Origin of the sequence: Streptomyces shenzhenensis (genome assembly GCF_003688995.1) — a bacterium.
In the GTDB taxonomy this organism is placed as follows: Bacteria; Actinomycetota; Actinomycetes; order Streptomycetales; family Streptomycetaceae; genus Streptomyces; species Streptomyces shenzhenensis_A.
The window spans coordinates 51,490-69,903 of record NZ_PENI01000015.1 but is presented as its reverse complement, the minus strand read 5'-3'; the positions used below and the strand labels follow the sequence as shown (position 1 = coordinate 69,903).

At 73.5% G+C, this 18,414-nt stretch carries 16 protein-coding genes; 3 read left to right on the top strand and 13 right to left on the bottom strand.

Annotated elements, in window-relative coordinates; genetic code table 11:
* Positions 1-17: 17 nt before the first annotated feature.
* Positions 18-551, bottom strand: a complete 534-nt coding sequence (locus CTZ28_RS23115) for a GbsR/MarR family transcriptional regulator (RefSeq protein ID WP_121891584.1) — start codon at positions 549-551, stop codon at positions 18-20.
* A gap of 74 nt (positions 552-625) precedes the next feature.
* Between CTZ28_RS23115 and CTZ28_RS23110 the strand changes: the two genes are divergently transcribed.
* Both CTZ28_RS23110 and CTZ28_RS23105 read left to right on the top strand, forming a co-directional pair.
* Positions 626-1,555, top strand: coding sequence for an ABC transporter ATP-binding protein (locus CTZ28_RS23110; RefSeq protein WP_121891583.1), 930 nt, complete (start codon positions 626-628; stop codon positions 1,553-1,555).
* Positions 1,552-3,171 (top strand): ABC transporter permease, encoded by a 1,620-nt coding sequence (locus tag CTZ28_RS23105; RefSeq protein WP_121891582.1) that lies wholly within the window; start codon positions 1,552-1,554, stop codon positions 3,169-3,171. The genes CTZ28_RS23110 and CTZ28_RS23105 overlap by 4 nt, the downstream gene beginning before the upstream one ends.
* A gap of 69 nt (positions 3,172-3,240) precedes the next feature.
* On the opposite strand, the gene CTZ28_RS23100 is transcribed toward CTZ28_RS23105, so the two are convergent.
* From CTZ28_RS23100 to CTZ28_RS23055, 10 genes are all read right to left on the bottom strand, one after another.
* Positions 3,241-4,458 carry a cytochrome P450 gene (locus CTZ28_RS23100; RefSeq protein WP_121891581.1) on the bottom strand — a complete coding sequence of 406 codons (1,218 nt, stop codon included), beginning with the start codon at positions 4,456-4,458 and terminating at the stop codon, positions 3,241-3,243.
* 44 nt (positions 4,459-4,502) lie between these two features.
* A complete protein-coding gene (locus CTZ28_RS23095) occupies positions 4,503-5,168 on the bottom strand; it encodes a response regulator (protein ID WP_121891580.1) in 666 nt (221 codons plus the stop codon).
* Positions 5,165-6,511, bottom strand: coding sequence for a sensor histidine kinase (locus CTZ28_RS23090; RefSeq protein WP_121891579.1), 1,347 nt, complete (start codon positions 6,509-6,511; stop codon positions 5,165-5,167). Before CTZ28_RS23090 ends, CTZ28_RS23095 begins: the two co-directional genes overlap by 4 nt.
* A 126-nt stretch (positions 6,512-6,637) precedes the next feature.
* On the bottom strand, positions 6,638-7,318 hold the full coding sequence (locus tag CTZ28_RS23085; protein ID WP_121891578.1) for a response regulator: 681 nt from the start codon (positions 7,316-7,318) through the stop codon (positions 6,638-6,640).
* Positions 7,315-8,667: a sensor histidine kinase gene (locus tag CTZ28_RS23080; protein ID WP_259471768.1), complete on the bottom strand. Its 1,353-nt coding sequence runs from the start codon at positions 8,665-8,667 to the stop codon at positions 7,315-7,317. The genes CTZ28_RS23085 and CTZ28_RS23080 overlap by 4 nt, the downstream gene beginning before the upstream one ends.
* Before the next feature lie 190 nt (positions 8,668-8,857).
* Positions 8,858-10,072 carry an acyltransferase family protein gene (locus CTZ28_RS23075; RefSeq protein WP_121891577.1) on the bottom strand — a complete coding sequence of 405 codons (1,215 nt, stop codon included), beginning with the start codon at positions 10,070-10,072 and terminating at the stop codon, positions 8,858-8,860.
* Positions 10,065-11,072 (bottom strand): alpha/beta hydrolase, encoded by a 1,008-nt coding sequence (locus CTZ28_RS23070; RefSeq protein ID WP_259471767.1) that lies wholly within the window; start codon positions 11,070-11,072, stop codon positions 10,065-10,067. The genes CTZ28_RS23075 and CTZ28_RS23070 overlap by 8 nt, the downstream gene beginning before the upstream one ends.
* A gap of 361 nt (positions 11,073-11,433) precedes the next feature.
* Positions 11,434-12,324 carry an alpha/beta hydrolase gene (locus CTZ28_RS23065; protein WP_121891575.1) on the bottom strand — a complete coding sequence of 297 codons (891 nt, stop codon included), beginning with the start codon at positions 12,322-12,324 and terminating at the stop codon, positions 11,434-11,436.
* Positions 12,325-12,695: 371 nt separating this feature from the next.
* Complete coding sequence (gene kynU, locus CTZ28_RS23060) at positions 12,696-13,892, bottom strand: kynureninase (protein WP_121891574.1); 1,197 nt, start codon at positions 13,890-13,892, stop codon at positions 12,696-12,698.
* On the bottom strand, positions 13,885-14,733 hold the full coding sequence (locus tag CTZ28_RS23055) for a tryptophan 2,3-dioxygenase family protein (protein WP_121891573.1): 849 nt from the start codon (positions 14,731-14,733) through the stop codon (positions 13,885-13,887). Before CTZ28_RS23055 ends, kynU begins: the two co-directional genes overlap by 8 nt.
* 157 nt (positions 14,734-14,890) lie before the next feature.
* Here CTZ28_RS23055 and CTZ28_RS23050 point away from each other — a divergent pair, with 157 nt between their 5' ends.
* Complete coding sequence (locus CTZ28_RS23050; protein ID WP_121891572.1) at positions 14,891-15,310, top strand: DUF3151 domain-containing protein; 420 nt, start codon at positions 14,891-14,893, stop codon at positions 15,308-15,310.
* A 420-nt stretch (positions 15,311-15,730) separates the two neighbouring features.
* Here the strand turns inward: CTZ28_RS23050 and CTZ28_RS23045 are convergent, their stop codons facing one another.
* Both CTZ28_RS23045 and fbaA read right to left on the bottom strand, forming a co-directional pair.
* Positions 15,731-17,281: an MFS transporter gene (locus tag CTZ28_RS23045; RefSeq protein ID WP_121891571.1), complete on the bottom strand. Its 1,551-nt coding sequence runs from the start codon at positions 17,279-17,281 to the stop codon at positions 15,731-15,733.
* A gap of 101 nt (positions 17,282-17,382) precedes the next feature.
* Positions 17,383-18,414 (bottom strand): class II fructose-bisphosphate aldolase, encoded by a 1,032-nt coding sequence (gene fbaA, locus CTZ28_RS23040; RefSeq protein WP_121891570.1) that lies wholly within the window; start codon positions 18,412-18,414, stop codon positions 17,383-17,385.

Here is an 18,414-nt window from a genome sequence, read left to right as displayed (position 1 = left end):
CAGCGCCCGCGGAGCGCTCAGCCGGCGGACCCGGCCGGGTCGCGGTTCTCGGAGCCGTTCTTCGGGAAGAACTGCTCGCGGTGCAGTCGCCAGCGTTCCATGATGTTCGCCACGTCCGCCTCGATGAACTCGAAGAAGGCGAGGGTCTCCGCGAGGCGGCGGCCCGCCGGGGTGTCGGCGCCGAGGCTCGCCACGCCCTCCCGCATGGCGTCCTCCCAGCGCTTGATGATCGCCTCGCGGCTGGTCAGCGCCTCGTACCACTGGTCGCTGTGCACCCGGTACCGCTCCCGCCGCGAGCCGGGCTCCCGCTCGCGGGAGACCAGGTGCACCTGGGCCAGATAGCGCACCGCACCGGAGACGGCCGCGGGGCTGATCCTGAGCCGCTCCCCCAGTTCGGCGGAGGTCAGCGTGCCGGCGTCGGAGGCGAGCAGCGCGGCGAACACCCGCGACGGCATGCGCGGCACGCCTGCCTCGACGAGCTGTGCCGCGAAGGACTCGACGAACCGCGAGACCGCCTCGGGATCCCGCCCCGCCGCCGCTGACTCGGTCATGTCGTCACCCTTATCCAAGATTTATACGCTTCCTTAACTTCACAAATTTCTGAAGTAAGCGTACGTTCCGAACCATGACCAAGGCAATCACGGTCTCGGGACTCCACAAGTCCTTCGGCCGCACCCACGCGCTGGACGGCCTCGACCTGGAGATCGAGGCCGGCGAGGTGCACGGCTTCCTCGGCCCCAACGGCGCCGGCAAGTCCACCACCATCAGGGTCCTGCTCGGCCTGCTGCGGGCCGACTCGGGCGCCGCACAGGTACTCGGCCGCGACCCGTGGGCGGACGCGGTCGCGGTGCACCGGCGCATCGCCTACGTCCCCGGAGACGTGACGCTGTGGCGCAACCTCTCCGGCGGCGAGGTCATCGACCTCTACGGCCGGCTGCGCGGAGGGCTCGACCCGCGGCGCCGCTCGGAGCTGATCGAGCGCTTCGAACTCGACCCCACCCACAAGGGCCGCACCTACTCCAAGGGGAACCGGCAGAAGGTCGCCCTGGTCGCCGCCTTCGCCTCGGACGTCGACCTGCTGATCCTGGACGAGCCGACGTCCGGCCTCGACCCGCTGATGGAGGAGGTCTTCCAGCGCTGTGTCGAGGAGGAACGCGACCGGGGCCGCACGATCCTGCTGTCCTCGCACATCCTCAGCGAGGTGGAGGAGCTGTGCGACCGGGTGAGCATCATCCGCAAGGGCCGCACGGTCGAGACCGGCTCCCTGGCCGAGCTGCGCCATCTGACCCGGACCAGCGTCAGCGCCGAGCTCGCGGGCCCGCCGAACGGGCTCGCCCGCCTGCCCGGCGTCCACGACCTCGACGTCCAGGGCCGGCGCGTCCGCCTCCAGGTCGACACGGACAAGCTGAACGACGTCCTGCGCTCGCTGAGCGAGACCGGCGTGCGGTCGCTCACCTCGACCCCGCCGACGCTGGAGGAACTGTTCCTGCGGCACTACCAGAACGAGACCGCCGAGACCGCCCAGACCGACGAGACCGACGAGGTGGCACGGTGACCGCCGCCGCCCTCGCCCCCGAGGCCCGGGACGCCCGGACCGGCGGCTCCCGCCAGCTGGCCGGCACCGGCATCCTGCTGCGCTTCGCACTGCGCCGCGACCGCGTGATGATCCCGGTGTGGGTCGCGGTGAACGCGCTGATGGTCCTCTCCATGCCGAAGTCACTCACCAGCCTGTACGGCACCGCCGCCGCACGCGCCGACCTGCTCCGTCAGCTGGACACCAACGCCTCCCTGCGCGCGCTGATCGGCCCGGTCTTCGACGACTCGCTGGGCGCCCTGACGGCCTGGCGCATCGGCAGCTACGCGGGCGCGCTCGCCGCGGTGACGAGCCTGCTCGTCGTGGTCCGGCACACCCGGGACGAGGAGGAGAGCGGGCGGCAGGAACTCGTCTCGTCCGGCATGGTCGGCCGCCGGGCCCCGCTGACCGCGGGCCTGCTCGCCGCGCTCGTGGCCGACGCCGCACTGGCCCTGCTGGTCGTCGCCGGGCTGGCCGGGCAGGGCGTCCTGGGCGCGCTCGCCTTCGGCCTGGGCATCGCCTGTGTCGGCATGGTCTTCGCGACGGCGGCGGCGATCGTGGTCCAGCTGACGGAGAGCGCACGGCTGGCCCGCGGTCTGACCGCGGCCGTGCTCGGCGCCGCCTTCGTGCTGCGCGCGGCCGGCGACTCGGCGTCGAACCACGGCTCGTCGGTCCTGACCTGGCTGTCCCCGCTCGGCTGGCTGGAGAACCTGCGGGCCTTCGCCGGCGAGCGCTGGTGGGTCCTGCTGCTGTTCGCCGCGGCCGTGGCCGCGCAGGCGGCCGTCGCCTATGCGCTGGCCGGCCGCCGCGACACCGGTATGAGCTTTCTGCCGACCCGGCCGGGGCCGGCCCGGGGGCGGCTCGGCTCGGCCGCCGCACTGGCCTGGCGGCTGCAGCGGGGCAGCGTCCTCGGCTGGTCGACCGGCTTCTTCCTGGCCGGAGTGGTCTACGGCGGGATGACCGACGGTGCGGCCGACCTGGTCCGCGACAACAAGCAGGCCCGGGACCTCTTCGCGCGCATGGGCGGCCAGTCCGGGATCACCGACGCGTTCCTCGCCTCGATGGTGGGGATCATGGGCCTCGTCGCCGCCCTGTACGTCGTCTCGTCCGTCCTGCGGCTCTACGGCGAGGAGACCTCCGGCCGGGCCGAGCCCGTCCTGGCCGGGGCGGTGGGCCGGCTGCGCTGGGCGGCGGGCCATCTGACGATCGCCTTCGGCGGGGCGGCGCTGCTCATGCTCCTGACCGGCCTGGGCTTCGCCGTCGGCTACCGCAAGGAGGTCGGTCCGATCCTGGGGGCGTGCCTGGTGCAGGTGCCCGCCGTCTGGGTCGTCGGCGGCCTGGCGGTCCTCCTGTACGGCCTGCTGCCGCGCGGCGCGACGGCGGCGTGGGGGGTCGCCGGCGCGGTGCTGCTGATCGGCTGGGTCGGTCCCGCGCTGGACGTCCCGCAGACGGTGCTCGACCTGTCCCCCTTCGGCCATCTGCCCAAGCTGCCGGGCGGCCCGATGGAGTGGGGCCCGGTGCTCGTCCTCCTGGTGCTGGCCGTGGCGCTGGCCGGCGCCGGCCTCACGGCCCTGCGCCGACGGGACCTGACGACCTGACCGCCGCCCGGCGCCCGCGGCGGCCGTGGTCCGTGGATATCCACCGTCCGCCGTCCGCCGTCCGCCGGGTCAGACCGTGACGTTCAGCCCCGCCAGGCCCCGGATCACGAAGTTCGGCTTGCGCTCGGGCTCGGCCGCCAGGGCGAGCGCCGGGGCCCGCTCCAGCAGTGCGGTCATCGAGGCCGCCAGCTCGATCCGGGCCAGCGGGGCTCCGATGCAGTAGTGGATACCGGCGCTGAAGGAGATGTGCGGGTTGTCCTTGCGGGTGAGGTCCAGGCGGTCGGGTGCCGCGAAGACGGCCGGGTCGTGGTTGGCGGAACCGAAGAGCATGGCGATCTCCGCGCCCCTGGGGATCGTCGTGCCGTCGATCTCGATCTCGTCCAGCACCCAGCGCTCGAAGAGCTGGAGCGGGGTGTCGTAGCGCATCAGCTCCTCCACCGCGGACGGCACGAGGGAGCGGTCGGCACGGAGCGCGGCCAGCTGGTCCGGGTTGCGGAACAGCGCCCACCAGCCGTTCACGGTGGCGTTGACCGTCGCCTCGTGGCCGGCGTTCAGCAGCAGGACCGCCGTCGAGATCATCTCCTGCTCGGTCAGCCGGTCCCCCTCGTCGTGGGCCGCGATCAGCCCCGAGATCAGATCCTCGCCCGGCTCCTTGCGGCGGGCCGCGATCAGCTCCCGCAGATACTCCGAGAACTCGGCCGACGCCCGCACCGCCCTGACCGCCGCCGCCCCGGACGGGTTCAGCTCGTACATCCCGCAGATGTCCGCCGACCAGGGCCTCAGCTGCGCACGGTCCGACTCCGGGATGCCCAGCATCTCGGCGATCACCGCGACCGGCAGCGGCTCCGCGACGTCCGCGAGCAGATCGCCGCCGCCCGCCGCCACCAGCCCCGCGACCAGCTCGTCCGCCAGCGCGTGGACGTACGGCTTCAGCCGCTCCACCGTCCGCGGCGTGAACGCCTTCGACACCAGCCGCCGGATCCGGGTGTGGTCCGGCGGCTCCAGGTCCAGCATCCCGTGGTCGTTGAGCGTGTGGAACGGCTCGTGCTCCGGCGGCGGGTCCGTGCGCCCGAAGTCCTCGTGCGTGAACCGGTGCTGATACGTCCGGCCGAGGCGACGGTCACGCAGCAGCGCGGAGACGTCCGCGTGGTGCGGGACCAGCCACTGGTCGGTCGGTTCGTAGTGCAGCACCCGCCCCCGGGCCCGCAGCTCGGCGTAGGCCGGGTAGGGGTCGGCGACGAACGCCTGGTCCCAGGGGTCGAAAGCGAGGTCCGAGACAGCAGCCATGAACGGACGCTAGCCCGCCCACCACCACCCTGACCAGGGGTGGGTCAGCCCGGGGTGACCAGGCGGGCCTCGTAGGCGAACACCGCCGCCTGGGTACGGTCGCGCAGGCCGAGTTTCACCAGGATCCGGCTCACATGCGTCTTGATCGTCGACTCGGCCACCACCAGGCGCCCGGCTATCTCCGCGTTGGACAGGCCCTGGGCGATGAGGACCAGCACCTCCGTCTCCCGTTCGGTCAGATCGCCGTACGCGGCCTGCGCGGTCGGGCTCAGCCGCGGGCCGTCGGACAGCTGGGAGAACTCCGTGATCAGCCGCTTGGTGACGGAGGGCGCGAGCAGCGCCTCGCCGGCCGCCACCACCCGCACGCCGTCCGCCAGTTGCCGGGCCGAGGCGTCCTTGAGCAGGAAGCCCGAGGCTCCCGCGCGCAACGCCTCGTAGACATACTCGTCCAGGTCGAACGTGGTCAGCACCAGTACCTTCGCCGTGCCGTCCGCGGCGACGATCTCCCGGGTCGCCTCAATGCCGTTCATCTCGGGCATCCGGATGTCCATCAGCACCACGTCGGGGGCGAGTTCCCGCACCTTCTCGACCGCCTCGCGGCCGTTGACGGCCTCGCCTGCGACCTCGATGTCCGGCATCGCGTTGAGCAGGACCGAGAAGCCCTCGCGCACCATCATCTGATCGTCCGCAATCAGTACGCGGATCGTCATGCCTCACCTTCGCTCACCACGGCGGCCGGCAGGAACACCGTGACCTCGTAGCCCCCGTCGACCGGGCCCGCCGTCATCTCACCGTCCAGCATCGAGACACGCTCCCGCATGCCGGTGATGCCGTGCCCGGCGCCGGGCGAGGGCTTCACCAGAGCGGTCGCGGGCGGCGGGCCGTTGACTATGCGCAGGCCCAACCCGCCGAGGACATAGCCGATCTCGACCCGCGCGCTCGCCCCCGGCGCGTGCCGCAGGGTGTTGCTCAGCGCCTCCTGGACGATCCGGTACGCCGACAGCTCCACGCCCTGCGGGAGTTCACGCACCGCGCCGGTCACCGCCTTCCCGACGTCGAGCCCCGCCTCCCGCACGTTCGCGAGCAGCGCGTCCAGGTCGGCGAGCGTGGGCTGCGGGGTCTCGGGTGCCTCGTAGTTCTCCGCACGGACCACCCCGAGGACCCGGCGCAGCTCGGTCAGCGCCGCCACCGCGTTCTCCCGGATCGTGGCGAAGGCCTTCTCCAGCTCCGGCGGCGGGTTCTCCACCCGGTAGGGGGCGGCCTCCGCCTGGATGGCGACCACCGACATGTGGTGGGCGACCACGTCGTGCAGCTCGCGGGCGATCGTGGTGCGCTCCTCCAGCAGGGTGCGGCGGGAGCGCTCTTGCGCGGTCACCGTCTGCTGCGCGGTCACCTCCTGCTTGGCGTCGCGGCGTATGTGCCACACGGTGACGGCGAGCAGGAGCAGCGCGGAGAGGACCAGCATGGGGCCGACGTTCGGGCTGTAGCCGCCGCTGAGGACGGTGCCGGTCACGAAGCCGTAGACCACCGTCGTCAGCCACATCCAGGCCGCGGTGCGGGGGCGGGTGCGGATCGCCACCACCGTGAGCACCGTCAGATGGGCGAGGAAGCTGCCCGGCAGCCACGGCCAGTCGCCCCAGTTCGGGCTGAGGAAGGCGACCGCCAAGGACGCCGGGAACGACAGCCAGAACGCTCCGACCGGCCGGACCAGCGTCAGCAGGAACGGGCCCAGGGTGAACAGACTGCACAGCAGGCCCGGTATGCCGGGACCGCAATATCCGAAGGACATGAGCGTCGCCAGCCCGCCCACCGCGACCACCACCGCGTGCGGCGTCCAGGACACGTACTCCCGCATGCGGCCGGAGAGCCGCCGGGTCAGCGGGCCGTCGACGCTCATGCGGGCCAGCGGGCGGTAGGCGAAGGCGTCGTCCAACAGGTCGTGCCGCAGCCCGCGCAGGGCGTCCATCGCCGCCCGGACCTCCGGGCTGCGCGGCTTGTACCCGTCGTGGCGGCCGTCCGCCGGCGTGGTCTGCGTGTGCGTCGTCTCGGTCACATGGAAAACCGTAGGCCGGGCCGGTACCCGGGGGCGTCACCTGTGAGAGGGGTCATTCGGGATCCGTCTCAAGTACTACGGCCTCCCCCGCGGCCGGCCGGCGCGACGGAAGGCCCGGGGCGCGGTTCAGTGGGCTCCCGGGCGGACCAGGCCCGACTCGTAGGCGAACACCGCCGCCTGGGTGCGGTCACGCAGACCGAGCTTCACCAGGATGCGGCTCACATGGGTCTTCACCGTCTGCTCCGCCACCACCAGCTGCTCGGCGATCTCCGCGTTCGACAGGCCCTGCGCGATCAGGGCCAGCACCTCCGTCTCGCGCTCCGTCAGATCACCCACGCGCTGCTTCAGCGGGGCGCGGCGGGTGCCGCGCAGCCGGGAGAACTCGGCGATCAGACGGCGGGTGATCCCGGGCGCCAGCAGCGCGTCCCCGGCGGCCACCACCCGGACCGCCTCGGCGAGCTTGTCCGCGGAGGCGTCCTTCAGCAGAAAGCCGGAGGCGCCGGCCCGCAGCGCCTCGTACACGTACTCGTCCAGGTCGAACGTCGTGAGCACGAGCACCTTTATGTCTGGATTGTCCACGGTGATGCGGCGGGTGGCCTCGATGCCGCTCAGTTCGGGCATACGGATGTCCATCAGCACCACGTCGGGAGCGATGTCCCCGACCTTGGCGACCGCGTCCAGGCCGTCCACGGCCTGCGCGACCACCTCGATGTCGGGCTGGGTGTTGAGCAGCACGGTGAAGCCCTGCCGGACCATCTCCTGGTCGTCGGCGATCAGTACGCGGATGGGGCCGGCGCCGGAGGTCATGGTCCGTTTCCTCTTTCGGGTGCGGGTGCGGGTGCGATTTCGGGGGCCGGGGCGGGGGCAGGGCCGGGCACCCGTGGTGCGGTGGAGTCGTCCCGGGGGAGGAACGCCGTCACGATGAAGCCGCCGTGCAGCGTGGGCGTCGCGGTGACGCTGCCGCCCAGCATGACGGCGCGCTCCCGCATGCCCAGAAGACCGTGGCCGCCGCCCGGCGAGGGCGCGACGGGACGGCGGGGAGCGGAGTTGATGATCCCCAGGTGGAGGCCGCCCGAGAAGTGGCTGACCTCGACACGGACCGTGGAACCCGGAGCGTGCCGCAGGGCGTTGCTCAGCGCCTCCTGGACGATCCGGTAGGCGGACAGCTCCACGCCGGGCGGGTAGCCGTGGAACTCGCCCTTGATGTCGGTGACCACGTCCAGACCCGCCGCCCGCGTGTTCTCGATCAGGACGTCGAGACGGTCCAGGGTGGGCTGGGGGGCGTCGGGGGCATGGCCGGTTCCGGGGTTGCCGAGGCCGTACGGATCGTCGCGGTCCTCGGGGTTCTCGGAGCGCAACACGCCGAGGACACGGCGCAGCTCGGTGAGCGCCTCCAGCGCGTTCTGCCGGATGCCGGCCAGGTTCTCCTTCAACTCCTCGGAGGGGTCGTCGACCAGGTGCGGGGCGACCTGGGCCTGGATGGAGATCACCGACATGTGGTGCGCGACCACGTCGTGCAGCTCGCGCGCGATCCGGCTGCGCTCTTCGAGGAGCGTACGGCGGGCGCGTTCCTCCGCGGTGATCGTCGTCTGCTCGACGAGCTGGGTGCGGGCCTCGCTCCGGCCGCGCAGGGCGGTGCCGACCAGGACCGGCACGGCGAACAGGGCCACGGCCACGAAGCCCGTGGAGGTGTACCGCTGGGCACCCAGAGCGCCCTGCACGAGGTAGGTCGTCAGGGCGGTCCCGGCCAGTGCCACGAGCGCGCCGCTCACCCGCACGCGCAGCGCGAGCAGCAGCAGGACCGTGATGTGCGCCAGCAGAGTCGGCGTCCCCCAGGGCCAGTCGGGGCCCGGGAGCGGGCCCGTCACGAGAGCGGGGCGGGCCGCCATCGCCGTCGCCACGGTGCCGGCCAGGGCGAGACCCCAGGCGGGTACGGGACGCCGCAGGGCCAGGACGACGGCGGCGCCCTGGACGGCCCCGGCGAGCAGTCCCTCCTGCGTGGAGAAGCGGTAGTCGCGGGCGATCTCCTCGCCGCCCGCCAGCGTGACGCCGAGGGCGACATAACCGGTGATCAGATAGGTCAGCAGCCGGCGCCAGCGGTACCGGGAGAAGGGGGGCGACTGGGGCGACGGGGCGTCGCCCAGCCAGGCGCCCAGGTCACGCAGCCGCTTCCGGAGCCGGGGCAGCGGGGTGTCGCGCGGGAGCGCGGGCGCGGCGGGCGGCACACGCCCCGGGTCCGGGTACGGGGTGCCGCCCGCGGGCCCGGTGCCTGCCGTGTCGTCGGGTGCGGGTGGCCCCTGCGGGGCGATGTGGCCGTCGGCGTCCGCGGGATTCACGCGGCCAACCCTAGGCACCCCGCGCCGCCTTGGACGCGGAGCGGCGGGGACGGTGGCGGCGGATCACCCGGGAGGGGCGGGGCGCGGCACGCCGGATCCCCTGTTCGTGGGAGCGGAAGGCCGTCCAGCACACGGCCAGGGCCAGGGCGAAGACCGGGAGCCAGCCGAGGCGGGCCACGACCCAGGCCAGGTCGTCGGGGACGGTGTGCAGGCCGGGCAGGCGGCCCGCCGGGAGCCCCACGGCCGTCGTCGCCATGAGGGCCGTCTGGTGCCAGAGGAAGATCGTCATCGCGGAGAGGTTGACCACGGCCACGGCCGCCCAGGCGAGGGGGCGGCGCAGCGCACGCCGCAGCCGGTCGCGCAGCAGCAGGGCGAGCCCGCACTGGGCGAGGCCGAAGGTGACCGCCGCCAGGGTCGGCGGGTTCAGGTTGGAGACCGGCTCGCCGGGGACGCCCACCATCGACGCCGGATATCCGGCCCACGCGACCAGCGCGGCCGTTGCGGCGGCACCGCCGGCGAACAGCATCAGCCCGGCGCGACGGCCGTCCAGTTCGCCCCGCGTCCAGGCCGCCCCCAGGGTGTAGGGCACCAGCCAGCCCGCCGCCAGGTTCACCCAGCCGAGCCAGGACGGGGCGCCGCCCAGCCCGAACCGGAGCAGATCCACATGGAGGACGACGGCCAGCGGCCACAGCGGATTGAGCCGGGCCACGAGCGGCGTCGCCGCCGTCAGGACGGCGAAGACCAGCAGGAACCACAGCGGGGACAGGGCCAGCTTGACCAGGGTGCGGACCGTGTCCAACGGCGCGTCCAGAAGGAGCAGGGCCGTCGCCGCCACCGTCCACAGGACCACCACCGCGATCACCGGCCGGAACAACCGGGACAGCCGACCGCGCAGCCACCGGCCGTACGACGTGCCACGGGCCCGGGCGGACGCATGGCTCCGGGTCGCCACCTGGCCGCCCACCAGGAAGAAGACGGCAAGGGTCTGGAAGACCCAGGAGATGGGGGCCAGCCAGGGCATGTGCTGCAACGGGCTCGCCGCGTGCAGCGCGCCGCCGTCCGCCACCAGGGCCGTCACCAGCCAGTGGCCCAGGACGACACCGAGGATCGCGAAGGCCCGCAGGGCGTCGACCGCGCGGTCCCGGGAGGCGGGCGTGGCCGCGTCCACGCGGAGGGCACCTTCGCGCAGGCCCTTCAGCGCCGCCGGCAGGAGGCCGTCACGCATGAGTCACCTCCGGCGTCCCGCCGAGGGCGATCCGGGCCAGGTTGACGAGCGCGGTCGAGCCGGGCGTGAAGTAGCCGCTGTGGTCGGCGGCGGCGGCGTCGAAGAGGCGGGCACCGAAGGCCGGGGAGACCGGATCGGTGCCGAAGCCGACGGTGGTGCCGAGCACCTCCGCTCTGACGTGCGGCACGTCCGCCACCCAGTCGCCGGAGCCGCGCGCCGCCCACACCCGGGCGGGGGTGTGCAGCGCCGCGGCCGAGTCGGCACCCGTGCCGGGGCTGCCGACGAGGGCGAGCGCGTCGACGTCCAGGCCCGTGGCGGCCCGGCCGCAGACCACCGAGCCGTACGAGTGGCACACCAGGGTGATGTGCGCCCGCCCGCCGGTGATCCGGCGCACGTCCCCGACCAGCGCGCGCAACCGGGGTGCGGCCTGTTCGGCGCGGCCGGTGGTCAGGACCGCGGTGCTGACCGTGCCCGGGGTGTCGTAGCCGAGCCAGGCGAGGACGGCCGGACGGCTGCCCGGGGGTGCCCCGCGGACCAGTTCGCCGTACAGGGCTGCCGCGGCCCGGCGGAAGCGGTCGTAGGTGTCTATGGAGGTGTCGGAGCCGGGGACCAGGACCGCCACCCGGTCGGCGTGGGCGAGGTCGCCGAAGACCTCCGTGGCCCGGCCGGAGCCGCGGCCGTCGAAGACGAGGAACTGGCGCGCGGGTGCGGCCATCGAGCGGTCCGCGGCGGCGCGGCGGTCGGCGCCGTGCGCGGCGGCCATGCGGGCGGCCTCCGCGGCGTTGGCCCGGTTCGCCGCGTAGCCCTCGGACAGCGTCCGTGCGGTCGGCGGGGCGAGCGAGGCCGGGGCCGGCGCCGGGACCTCCGGGCGGGCGGCGGCGGAGAGCGGGGCCACCACGGCGGCGGTGATCAGCCCGGCGAGCAGGGCCCGTACCCACCTGCCCCCGCGCCGCCGCGCTCTCCGCGACCCGACGCCGCCCGGTACACCGCCGCCCGCCACACCGCCGCCCGAACCGGCGGAGCCCGGCTCGACGGAACCCGGAGCGACAGCACCCGGCTCGACGGAACCCGACGCCGCGACGTCCGTCACAACGACGTCCGGATCGCTCGGCTCCCGCTCGCCCACGGCCCGGCCCGCTGCCTGGCCCGCTGCTTGGCCCACGGCCGGTCCCGGCCCACGCCCCGCCATCGTCTTCCTTCCCGCCCGCCCGTCCATCGGGCGTTCTGACAAGGAAGTTAGAAATCGGGGCCCGTCGTCCGCGTCCCGCTGGAGAGCTCTTCTCCGCCGTAGCTCTCAGGTATTACGGGTAGGAGCGGGACCCTCCATGAGGGGTAGCAGCGGGCCCCTTCCGGGGCCCGTGTCACCACGCCAGCTGCGCGATCTCCTCCGCCACCACCGCGCACGCGTCCGCCGCCGGGTCGATCAGCGGGAAGTGCCCCACGTCCTCCAGGAGCGTCAGGCCCACCACCTCGCCCGCCTTGGCCGCCGCCTCCGCGTACGACTCGGCGACCGCCTGCGGCACGACCACGTCCGTACGGCCCTGCACAAGTGTCGTCGCGATGCCCGTCGGCAGCAGCAGGGCCGGGTCGGCGTACGGTCTGCGCACGCCGAACTCGTCCTGCCCGCCGAGCAGTTGCAGTGCCGCATGGCCGCAGACGTCCAGCTTCTCCGCCATCGCGAAGTCCGCGATCGGGGCGAGGGCGACCACTCCGCGCAGGGGAGCGGGCCGGTCCGTGCGCCAGGGGGAGTCCGCGGGCAGCACATGGCGGGCCGCCGCCCACAGGGCCAGCTGACCGCCCGCCGAGTGTCCGGTGAGCACCGTGCGGCGCAGATCGCCCTGCGGAAGTGCCTCGCCGGCCAGCGCGGGCAGCGCGTCCAGCGCGGCGGCGACATCGTCGAAGGTGTCCGGCCAGCGGCCCGCGACCGGGCCCGCGTCGCCCCCGGCCGGGGCAGAACTGCCGCGCCGGTACTCCACGTTGGCGACGGCGAAGCCGCGGCGGGCCAGGAAGTCCGCGAACGGCGTGAGGTGGCGCCGGTCGTACGGCGCACGCCAGGCCCCTCCGTGCAGGACGACGACCAGCGGAGCGCCGGAGGCCGGTGACGAGGGCTCCGGACCGCGCGGGGCATAGAAGTCGATCACCTGGTCGGGGTGGTCACCGTACGCGGCCGTGGCGTCGGGATCGACGGGCGGGTGCGAGAAGGCCGACTCCTCTTCGGCAGCGGCCCGGGCGGCTGCGGCGTCGTCCGGCATGCTCCAACCTCTCAGCTACGTAACGGATTTGGCGGACCAGGGGAGTTGGCAGCCGTTGGCGGGGACGGTATCAGGCCAATGACGTGCGGGGACACGCGGATGTCACGCTCGGTGAGGGGCAAAACGGTGCTGTCTCACCCGAGCCGGGCAGCCCGTGCGAACCGGCGCCGCCGCCCGTCCTGCCCCACAGGCCCCGCGAGCGCCTCACGAGCACCCCGCACGCCCGCGAGCCCACGGAACAGCAGCCCCCGCAGGCCCGCGGACTCGCCGGCCCACGCGAACGGCAGCCCCGCAAGCCCACGAACTCCGCAGGCCCGCACACCCCGGAAACCCCACACCCACACCCCGCGGCCCACAAACCGCGCCAGGCGCTACCCCGCCAGGACCTCCCCCAGCACCCGTGCCGCCCGCTCCACGTCCGCGAATCCCACATACAACGGGGTGAAGCCGAAGCGGAGGACATCGGGATGCCGGAAGTCCCCCACCACCCCGCGCGCGATCAGCCGCTCCATCACGTCCCCGGCGGCGGGGCAGCGCAGGGCCACCTGGCTGCCCCGCTCCTCGTGCGCCGCCGGTGTCAGGGACTCGACCAGCCCCTGGGGGACGTACGCCGTCACGCACTCCAGGAAGAAGTCGGTCAGGGCCAGGGACTTGGCCCGCACCGCCGCCACCGACACTCCCTCCCAGACGTCAAGCGCGGCCTCCAGGGCCAGCATGGACAGGATGTCCGGGGTGCCCACCCGCCCGCGCAGGGCGCCCGGCGCGGCTTCGTAGTCCGGGCGCATGCCGAACGGCTCGGCGTGGGAGTTCCAGCCGGGCAGCGGGGAGTCGAAGCGGTCCTGGAGGGAGCGGCGCACGTACAGATAAGCCGGTGCGCCCGGGCCGCCGTTCAGGTACTTGTAGGTGCAGCCGACCGCCAGGTCGACGCCGTGCTCGTCCAGGCCCACCGGCAGCGCGCCCGCGCTGTGGCACAGGTCCCAGACCGCCACCGCGCCCGCCGCGTGCGCCGCCGCCGTGAGCGCGGGCAGGTCGTGCAGCCGGCCGGTGCGGTAGTCGACGTGGTTGAGCAGCACCGCGGCCGTACGGGCGCTCAGCGCCGCCGGCACCTCGGCCGGGCTCACCGGGCGCAGGGTGCGGCCGGTCAGCCGGGCCGCCGACCGGGCGATGTACCCGTCCGTGGGGAACGTCGTCGCGTCGACCAGAAGCTCGTCCCGGTCGTCCCCCGCCATCCGGACGGCACCCACAAGTGCCTTGAAAACGTTGACACTTGTCGAGTCACCCACCACGATCTGCCCGGCCGCCGCGCCGACCAGCGGAGCGATCCGGTCGCCGATCCGCTCGGGCGCCGTCCACCAGCCGCTCTCGTCCCAGGAGCGGATGCGCAGGTCGCCCCACTGTCTGCGCACCACGTCCGCGACCCGGTCGGGGACGTGCGCGGGCAGCGCGCCCAGCGAGTTGCCGTCCAGGTAGACGACGTCGTCGAGGACGAACCGGGAACGCAGCGGGGCCAGTTCGTCCGCCGCGTCCAACCGCTTGGCGGCGGCGGCCGGTTCGGTGGTGTCAGACATGGGACCTCGCCGTCCACAGCTCGGGGAACACGTTCTTCTGCGCGCGCTTCTCCAGCCAGGCGACCCCGGCGGAGCCGCCCGTGCCGGGCTTGGCGCCCATCGCACGGCGGGTGGCCACCAGATGGTCGTTGCGCCAGCGCCAGACCAGCTCGGCCACGTCCGTCAACGCCTCGCCCAGGCGCGCGAGTTCGGCGTCCTGGTCGCCGGAGTAGACCGCCGTCCAGGCCGCCTCGACGGCCTCCGAGGGCTGGTGGCGCAGGGACACGTCCCGCTGCAGCACCTCCCGCGGAACGGGGTGGCCGTGACGCGCGAGGAGCCGTACCACCTCGTCGTACAGGCTCGGCTCGTGCAGGGCCTTCTCCAGCTCGGCGTGGACGCGCGGCGCGCCCCGGTGCGGGACGAGCATCGACGCGGACTTCTCGCCGAGCAGGAACTCCATGCGCCGGTACATCGCCGACTGGAAGCCGGAGCCCTCGCCGAGGGCGGAGCGGTACGAGTTGAACTGGGCCGGGGTCAGCGCGGCGAGCGGTTTCCAGGAGGCGTTCAGCGCCTCCAGTTCGCGTACGGACCGCTTCAGCGCGTCGATCGCGACCGGCACGCGGTCCTCGCGCAGCGCCCGGGCGGCGGTCTCCCACTCGTGCACGACGACCGTGAACCACAGCTCCATCACCTGGGTGGTGACCAGGAAGACCATCTCTCCGGGATCGTCGGAGAGGGTGTGCTGAAGATGGGTGAGCACATCCGCCTTGACGTAGTCCTCGTAAGGCGTCGTGCCGGCGAAGTCGAGATGCGGGGTCTCGGGCTCAGTGGCCTCGGAAGGGGGGTGAGCCGGCTGGGACATCGCTGTCTCCTGTTGTACTCCGGGTAGCGGTCCGCCCCTGCCGATGCCGGCACGGGGGCCCCGGTCCCCACCGGCATCCTCCGCAATCACCCCCACCTCGGCAAGCCCGGGCCGCCCACGAGGCCGGCCGCCGGGACGCCGGTGGCACACTGCATCCATGACGACCCACACGAACCTGCTCGGCGGCCCCGACCCGACCTACCTCCCCGAGAACGAGGAGGCCTTCCGGCTGCTGGACGCGGAGTCCCTGCCGCCGGCCGAGGTCGCCGCGAAGCACCCGACGTTCTCGCCGGCGTGGGCGGCGCTCGCCGAGGAGGCGTTCTCGGCGGGCCGGGTGATCGAGTCGTACGCGTACGCCCGTACCGGTTACCACCGCGGACTCGACGCCCTGCGCCGCAGCGGCTGGAAGGGCCACGGCCCGATCCCCTGGAGCCACCGCCCCAACCAGGGCTTCCTGCGCTGCCTCGCCGTGCTCGCCCGGGCGGCCGAGGCGATCGACGAGAAGGACGAGGCCGAACGCTGCCGCCAGTTCCTCCGCGACAGCGACCCCGAGGCCTACACGGAACTCCTCGGCTGACCGGACCCTTCGCACCGGTCCGGGTCCCCACCCCACCCGGACCGGCACCGGACGCCCCCGGCAAACCCGCCCCCGCCCCACCCGGGAACCGACAGCAGCAACGTCGAGGCCCCGGGACAGGCGGCCCCATGCACCCCGGACCAAAGCAGACCAACGCCGCAACACGCACCCGAGGAAATCCACACCGCCGACGGCGTTCGAACAGGTCCGCACGAGCGGCAGCCGAGCCGGCCCGAACCAGAACCGGCACCGGGCATCCCCCGCAGCAAGCCCGCCCCCGCCTCACGCGGCCAGAACCTCCGAGGAAACCCACACCGCGATCGGACCCACCGCCCGCCCCTCCGGGCCCACACCGCCGACGGCGTCCGCGCCGGCGCCGGACGCCGTGAAGCCCCGCCGCCGGCGCCCCGTGTCATCCCCTCACCGGGGCGCCCCGCCCCCCGGCGTCGCGCCTCCTCCGATCCGGCCCGGATCCAGTGGCGGGGTCGTGATGTTGCCGTGGGTGCGGCATTCCGGGCGGTTGCAGTCCGGGGGCGGGCGGCGGACCGCGGCGAGGGCCAGGGCCGCGCCCACCACCAGGACCGCGGCGCACAGCGGCATCGCCCGGCGGAACGACGCGTCGAAGGCGTCCGGCGAGCGGTACGCCTCCGGGCCCATCCCGGCCAGCAGCGGCAGCGCGGCCACCGCGATCAGCCCGGCGGCGCGGGCCGCGGCGTTGTTGATGCCGCTGGCCAGCCCCGCCCGCGCGGTGTCCACGGAGGCGAGCACCGTCGAGGTGAGCGGGGCGACCAGAGTGACCATGCCCGCGCCCATGACCAGCAGCGCGGGCAGCACGTCGGTGAGATAGTCGGCGCCCCTGCCCACCCGCAGCATCATCAGCATCGCGACCGCGCAGAGCAGCGGCCCGACGGTGAGCGGGATGCGCGGCCCGATGCGGTCGGCCAGCGCACCCGAGCGGGAGGAGAACAGCAGCATCAGGACGGTGGTCGGCAGCAGCGCCGTACCGGCCTGGAGGGGCGAGTAGCCCACCACGACCTGGAGTTGCAGCGCGGTCAGGAAGAAGAAGCCGCCGAAGGCCGCGTACACGCACAGCGTGACCAGGTTGACCACCGTGAACTGGCGGGACGCGAAGATGTCGAGGGGCATCATCGGGTCGGGGCGGTGCTTCTCGACGTACACGAAGGCGACGCCGGCCGCGATCCCCGCCACCGCCGTGACGGCGACGACGAGCGAGCCCCGGCCGGCCTCGATCAGGGCGTACGTCACCAGGGCCAGGGCGAGCGCGCCGAGGGCCGCGCCCAGCACATCGAACCGGCCGGGGGCGCCACCGCCCTCGGCCCCCTCCGCACCGCCCGCCCCGGCGGCCTCGGCCCCGCGCGGCCGGAACGCGCGCCCGCCGGACTCGGGGACGTGCCGCACGGCGATGGGGGCGCACAGCAGCGCCAGCGGAACGTTGAGCAGGAACACCCAGCGCCAGCCGGGGCCGTCCACCAGCCAGCCGCCCAGGAAGGGCCCGACGGCCGCGCCGATGCCCCCGAACCCCGACCACAGGCCGACCGCCTTGGCCCGGTCGTCGGGATGGAAGGACGCCTGGATGAGCGCGAGGGAGCCGGGGGTCAGGAGCGCGCCGCCGATGCCCTGGAGGGCTCGGGCGCCGACGAGGACCCCGGCGCTCGGGGCGAGGCCGCACAGCAGGGAGGCCGACGCGAACCAGACGACCCCGATCACGAAGATCTTGCGCCGGCCGTAGCGGTCACCTAGCGAGCCGCCGAGCAGGATCAGCCCGGCCAGCGTCACCATGTACGCGTTGACCGTCCATTGGAGGGCCGCCAGGTCCACGTTCAGGTCGCGGCCGATGCGCGGCAGCGCCACATTGACGACGGTCGAGTCCAGCATGGCCATGCTGGATCCGAGCACCGTGGTGAGCAGGATCCACCTGCCCTGGGGCGAGGACAGCCGCACGTCGGGCATGCCACAGGTATACAGCGAGCCCGGCCCCACCGGGACCGGGCTCGCGGGAAACGGTCGCACCGGAGGCCGTCGCGCCGACGGCCGCCGGGTAGCCGCCCTAACTACTTGATCTTCGTGCCGGCCGACCGCAGGTTCTGCGTGGCCTCGACGACGCGCCGGGCCATCGACGCCTCGGCCAGCTTGCCCCAGGTGCGCGGGTCGTACGTCTTCTTGGAGCCGACCTCGCCGTCGACCTTCAGGACGCCGTCGTAGTTCTTGAACATGTGGTCGGCGACCGGACGCGTGAAGGCGTACTGGGTGTCCGTGTCGATGTTCATCTTCACGACGCCGTTCTCCAGCGCCGTCAGGATCTCCTGCTCGGAGGAGCCGGAGCCGCCGTGGAAGACGAAGTCGAACGGACCGGGAGAGGCGGCCTTGCCGAACTTCGCGGCGACGCCGTCGCTCAGCTCCTTCAGCAGTTCGGGGCGGAGCACCACGTTGCCCGGCTTGTACACGCCGTGCACGTTGCCGAAGGACGCGGCCAGCAGGTAGCGGCCCTTGTCGCCGAGGCCGAGCGCCTCCGCCGTGCGGATCGCGTCGTCGACCGTCGTGTAGAGGGAGTCGTTGATCTCGTGCGAGACGCCGTCCTCCTCGCCGCCGGTCGGGGTGATCTCCACCTCAAGGATGATCTTGGCGGTCCGGGCCAGCTCGAGGAGCTCCTGCGCGATGGCCAGGTTGTCGGCCAGGGTCTCGGCGGAGCCGTCCCACATGTGGGACTGGAACAGCGGGTTCTGCCCGGCCTTCACGCGCTCCTGGGAGATCGCGAGCAGCGGACGCACATACCCGTCGAGCTTGTCCTTCGGGCAGTGGTCCGTGTGCAGCGCGACCGTCACCGGGTACTTCTCGGCGATGATGTGCGCGTACTCGGCCAGGGCCACCGCGCCGGTCACCATGTCCTTGCTGTACTGACCGCCCAGGAACTCGGCGCCACCCGTGGAGATCTGGATGATGCCGTCGCTCTCCGCCTCGGCGAAGCCGCGCAGAGCCGCGTTCAGGGTCTGGCTGGAGGTGACGTTGATGGCCGGGTAGGCGAACTTGCCTGCCTTCGCCCGGTCGAGCATCTCGTTGTAGACCTCGGGGGTTGCGATGGGCAT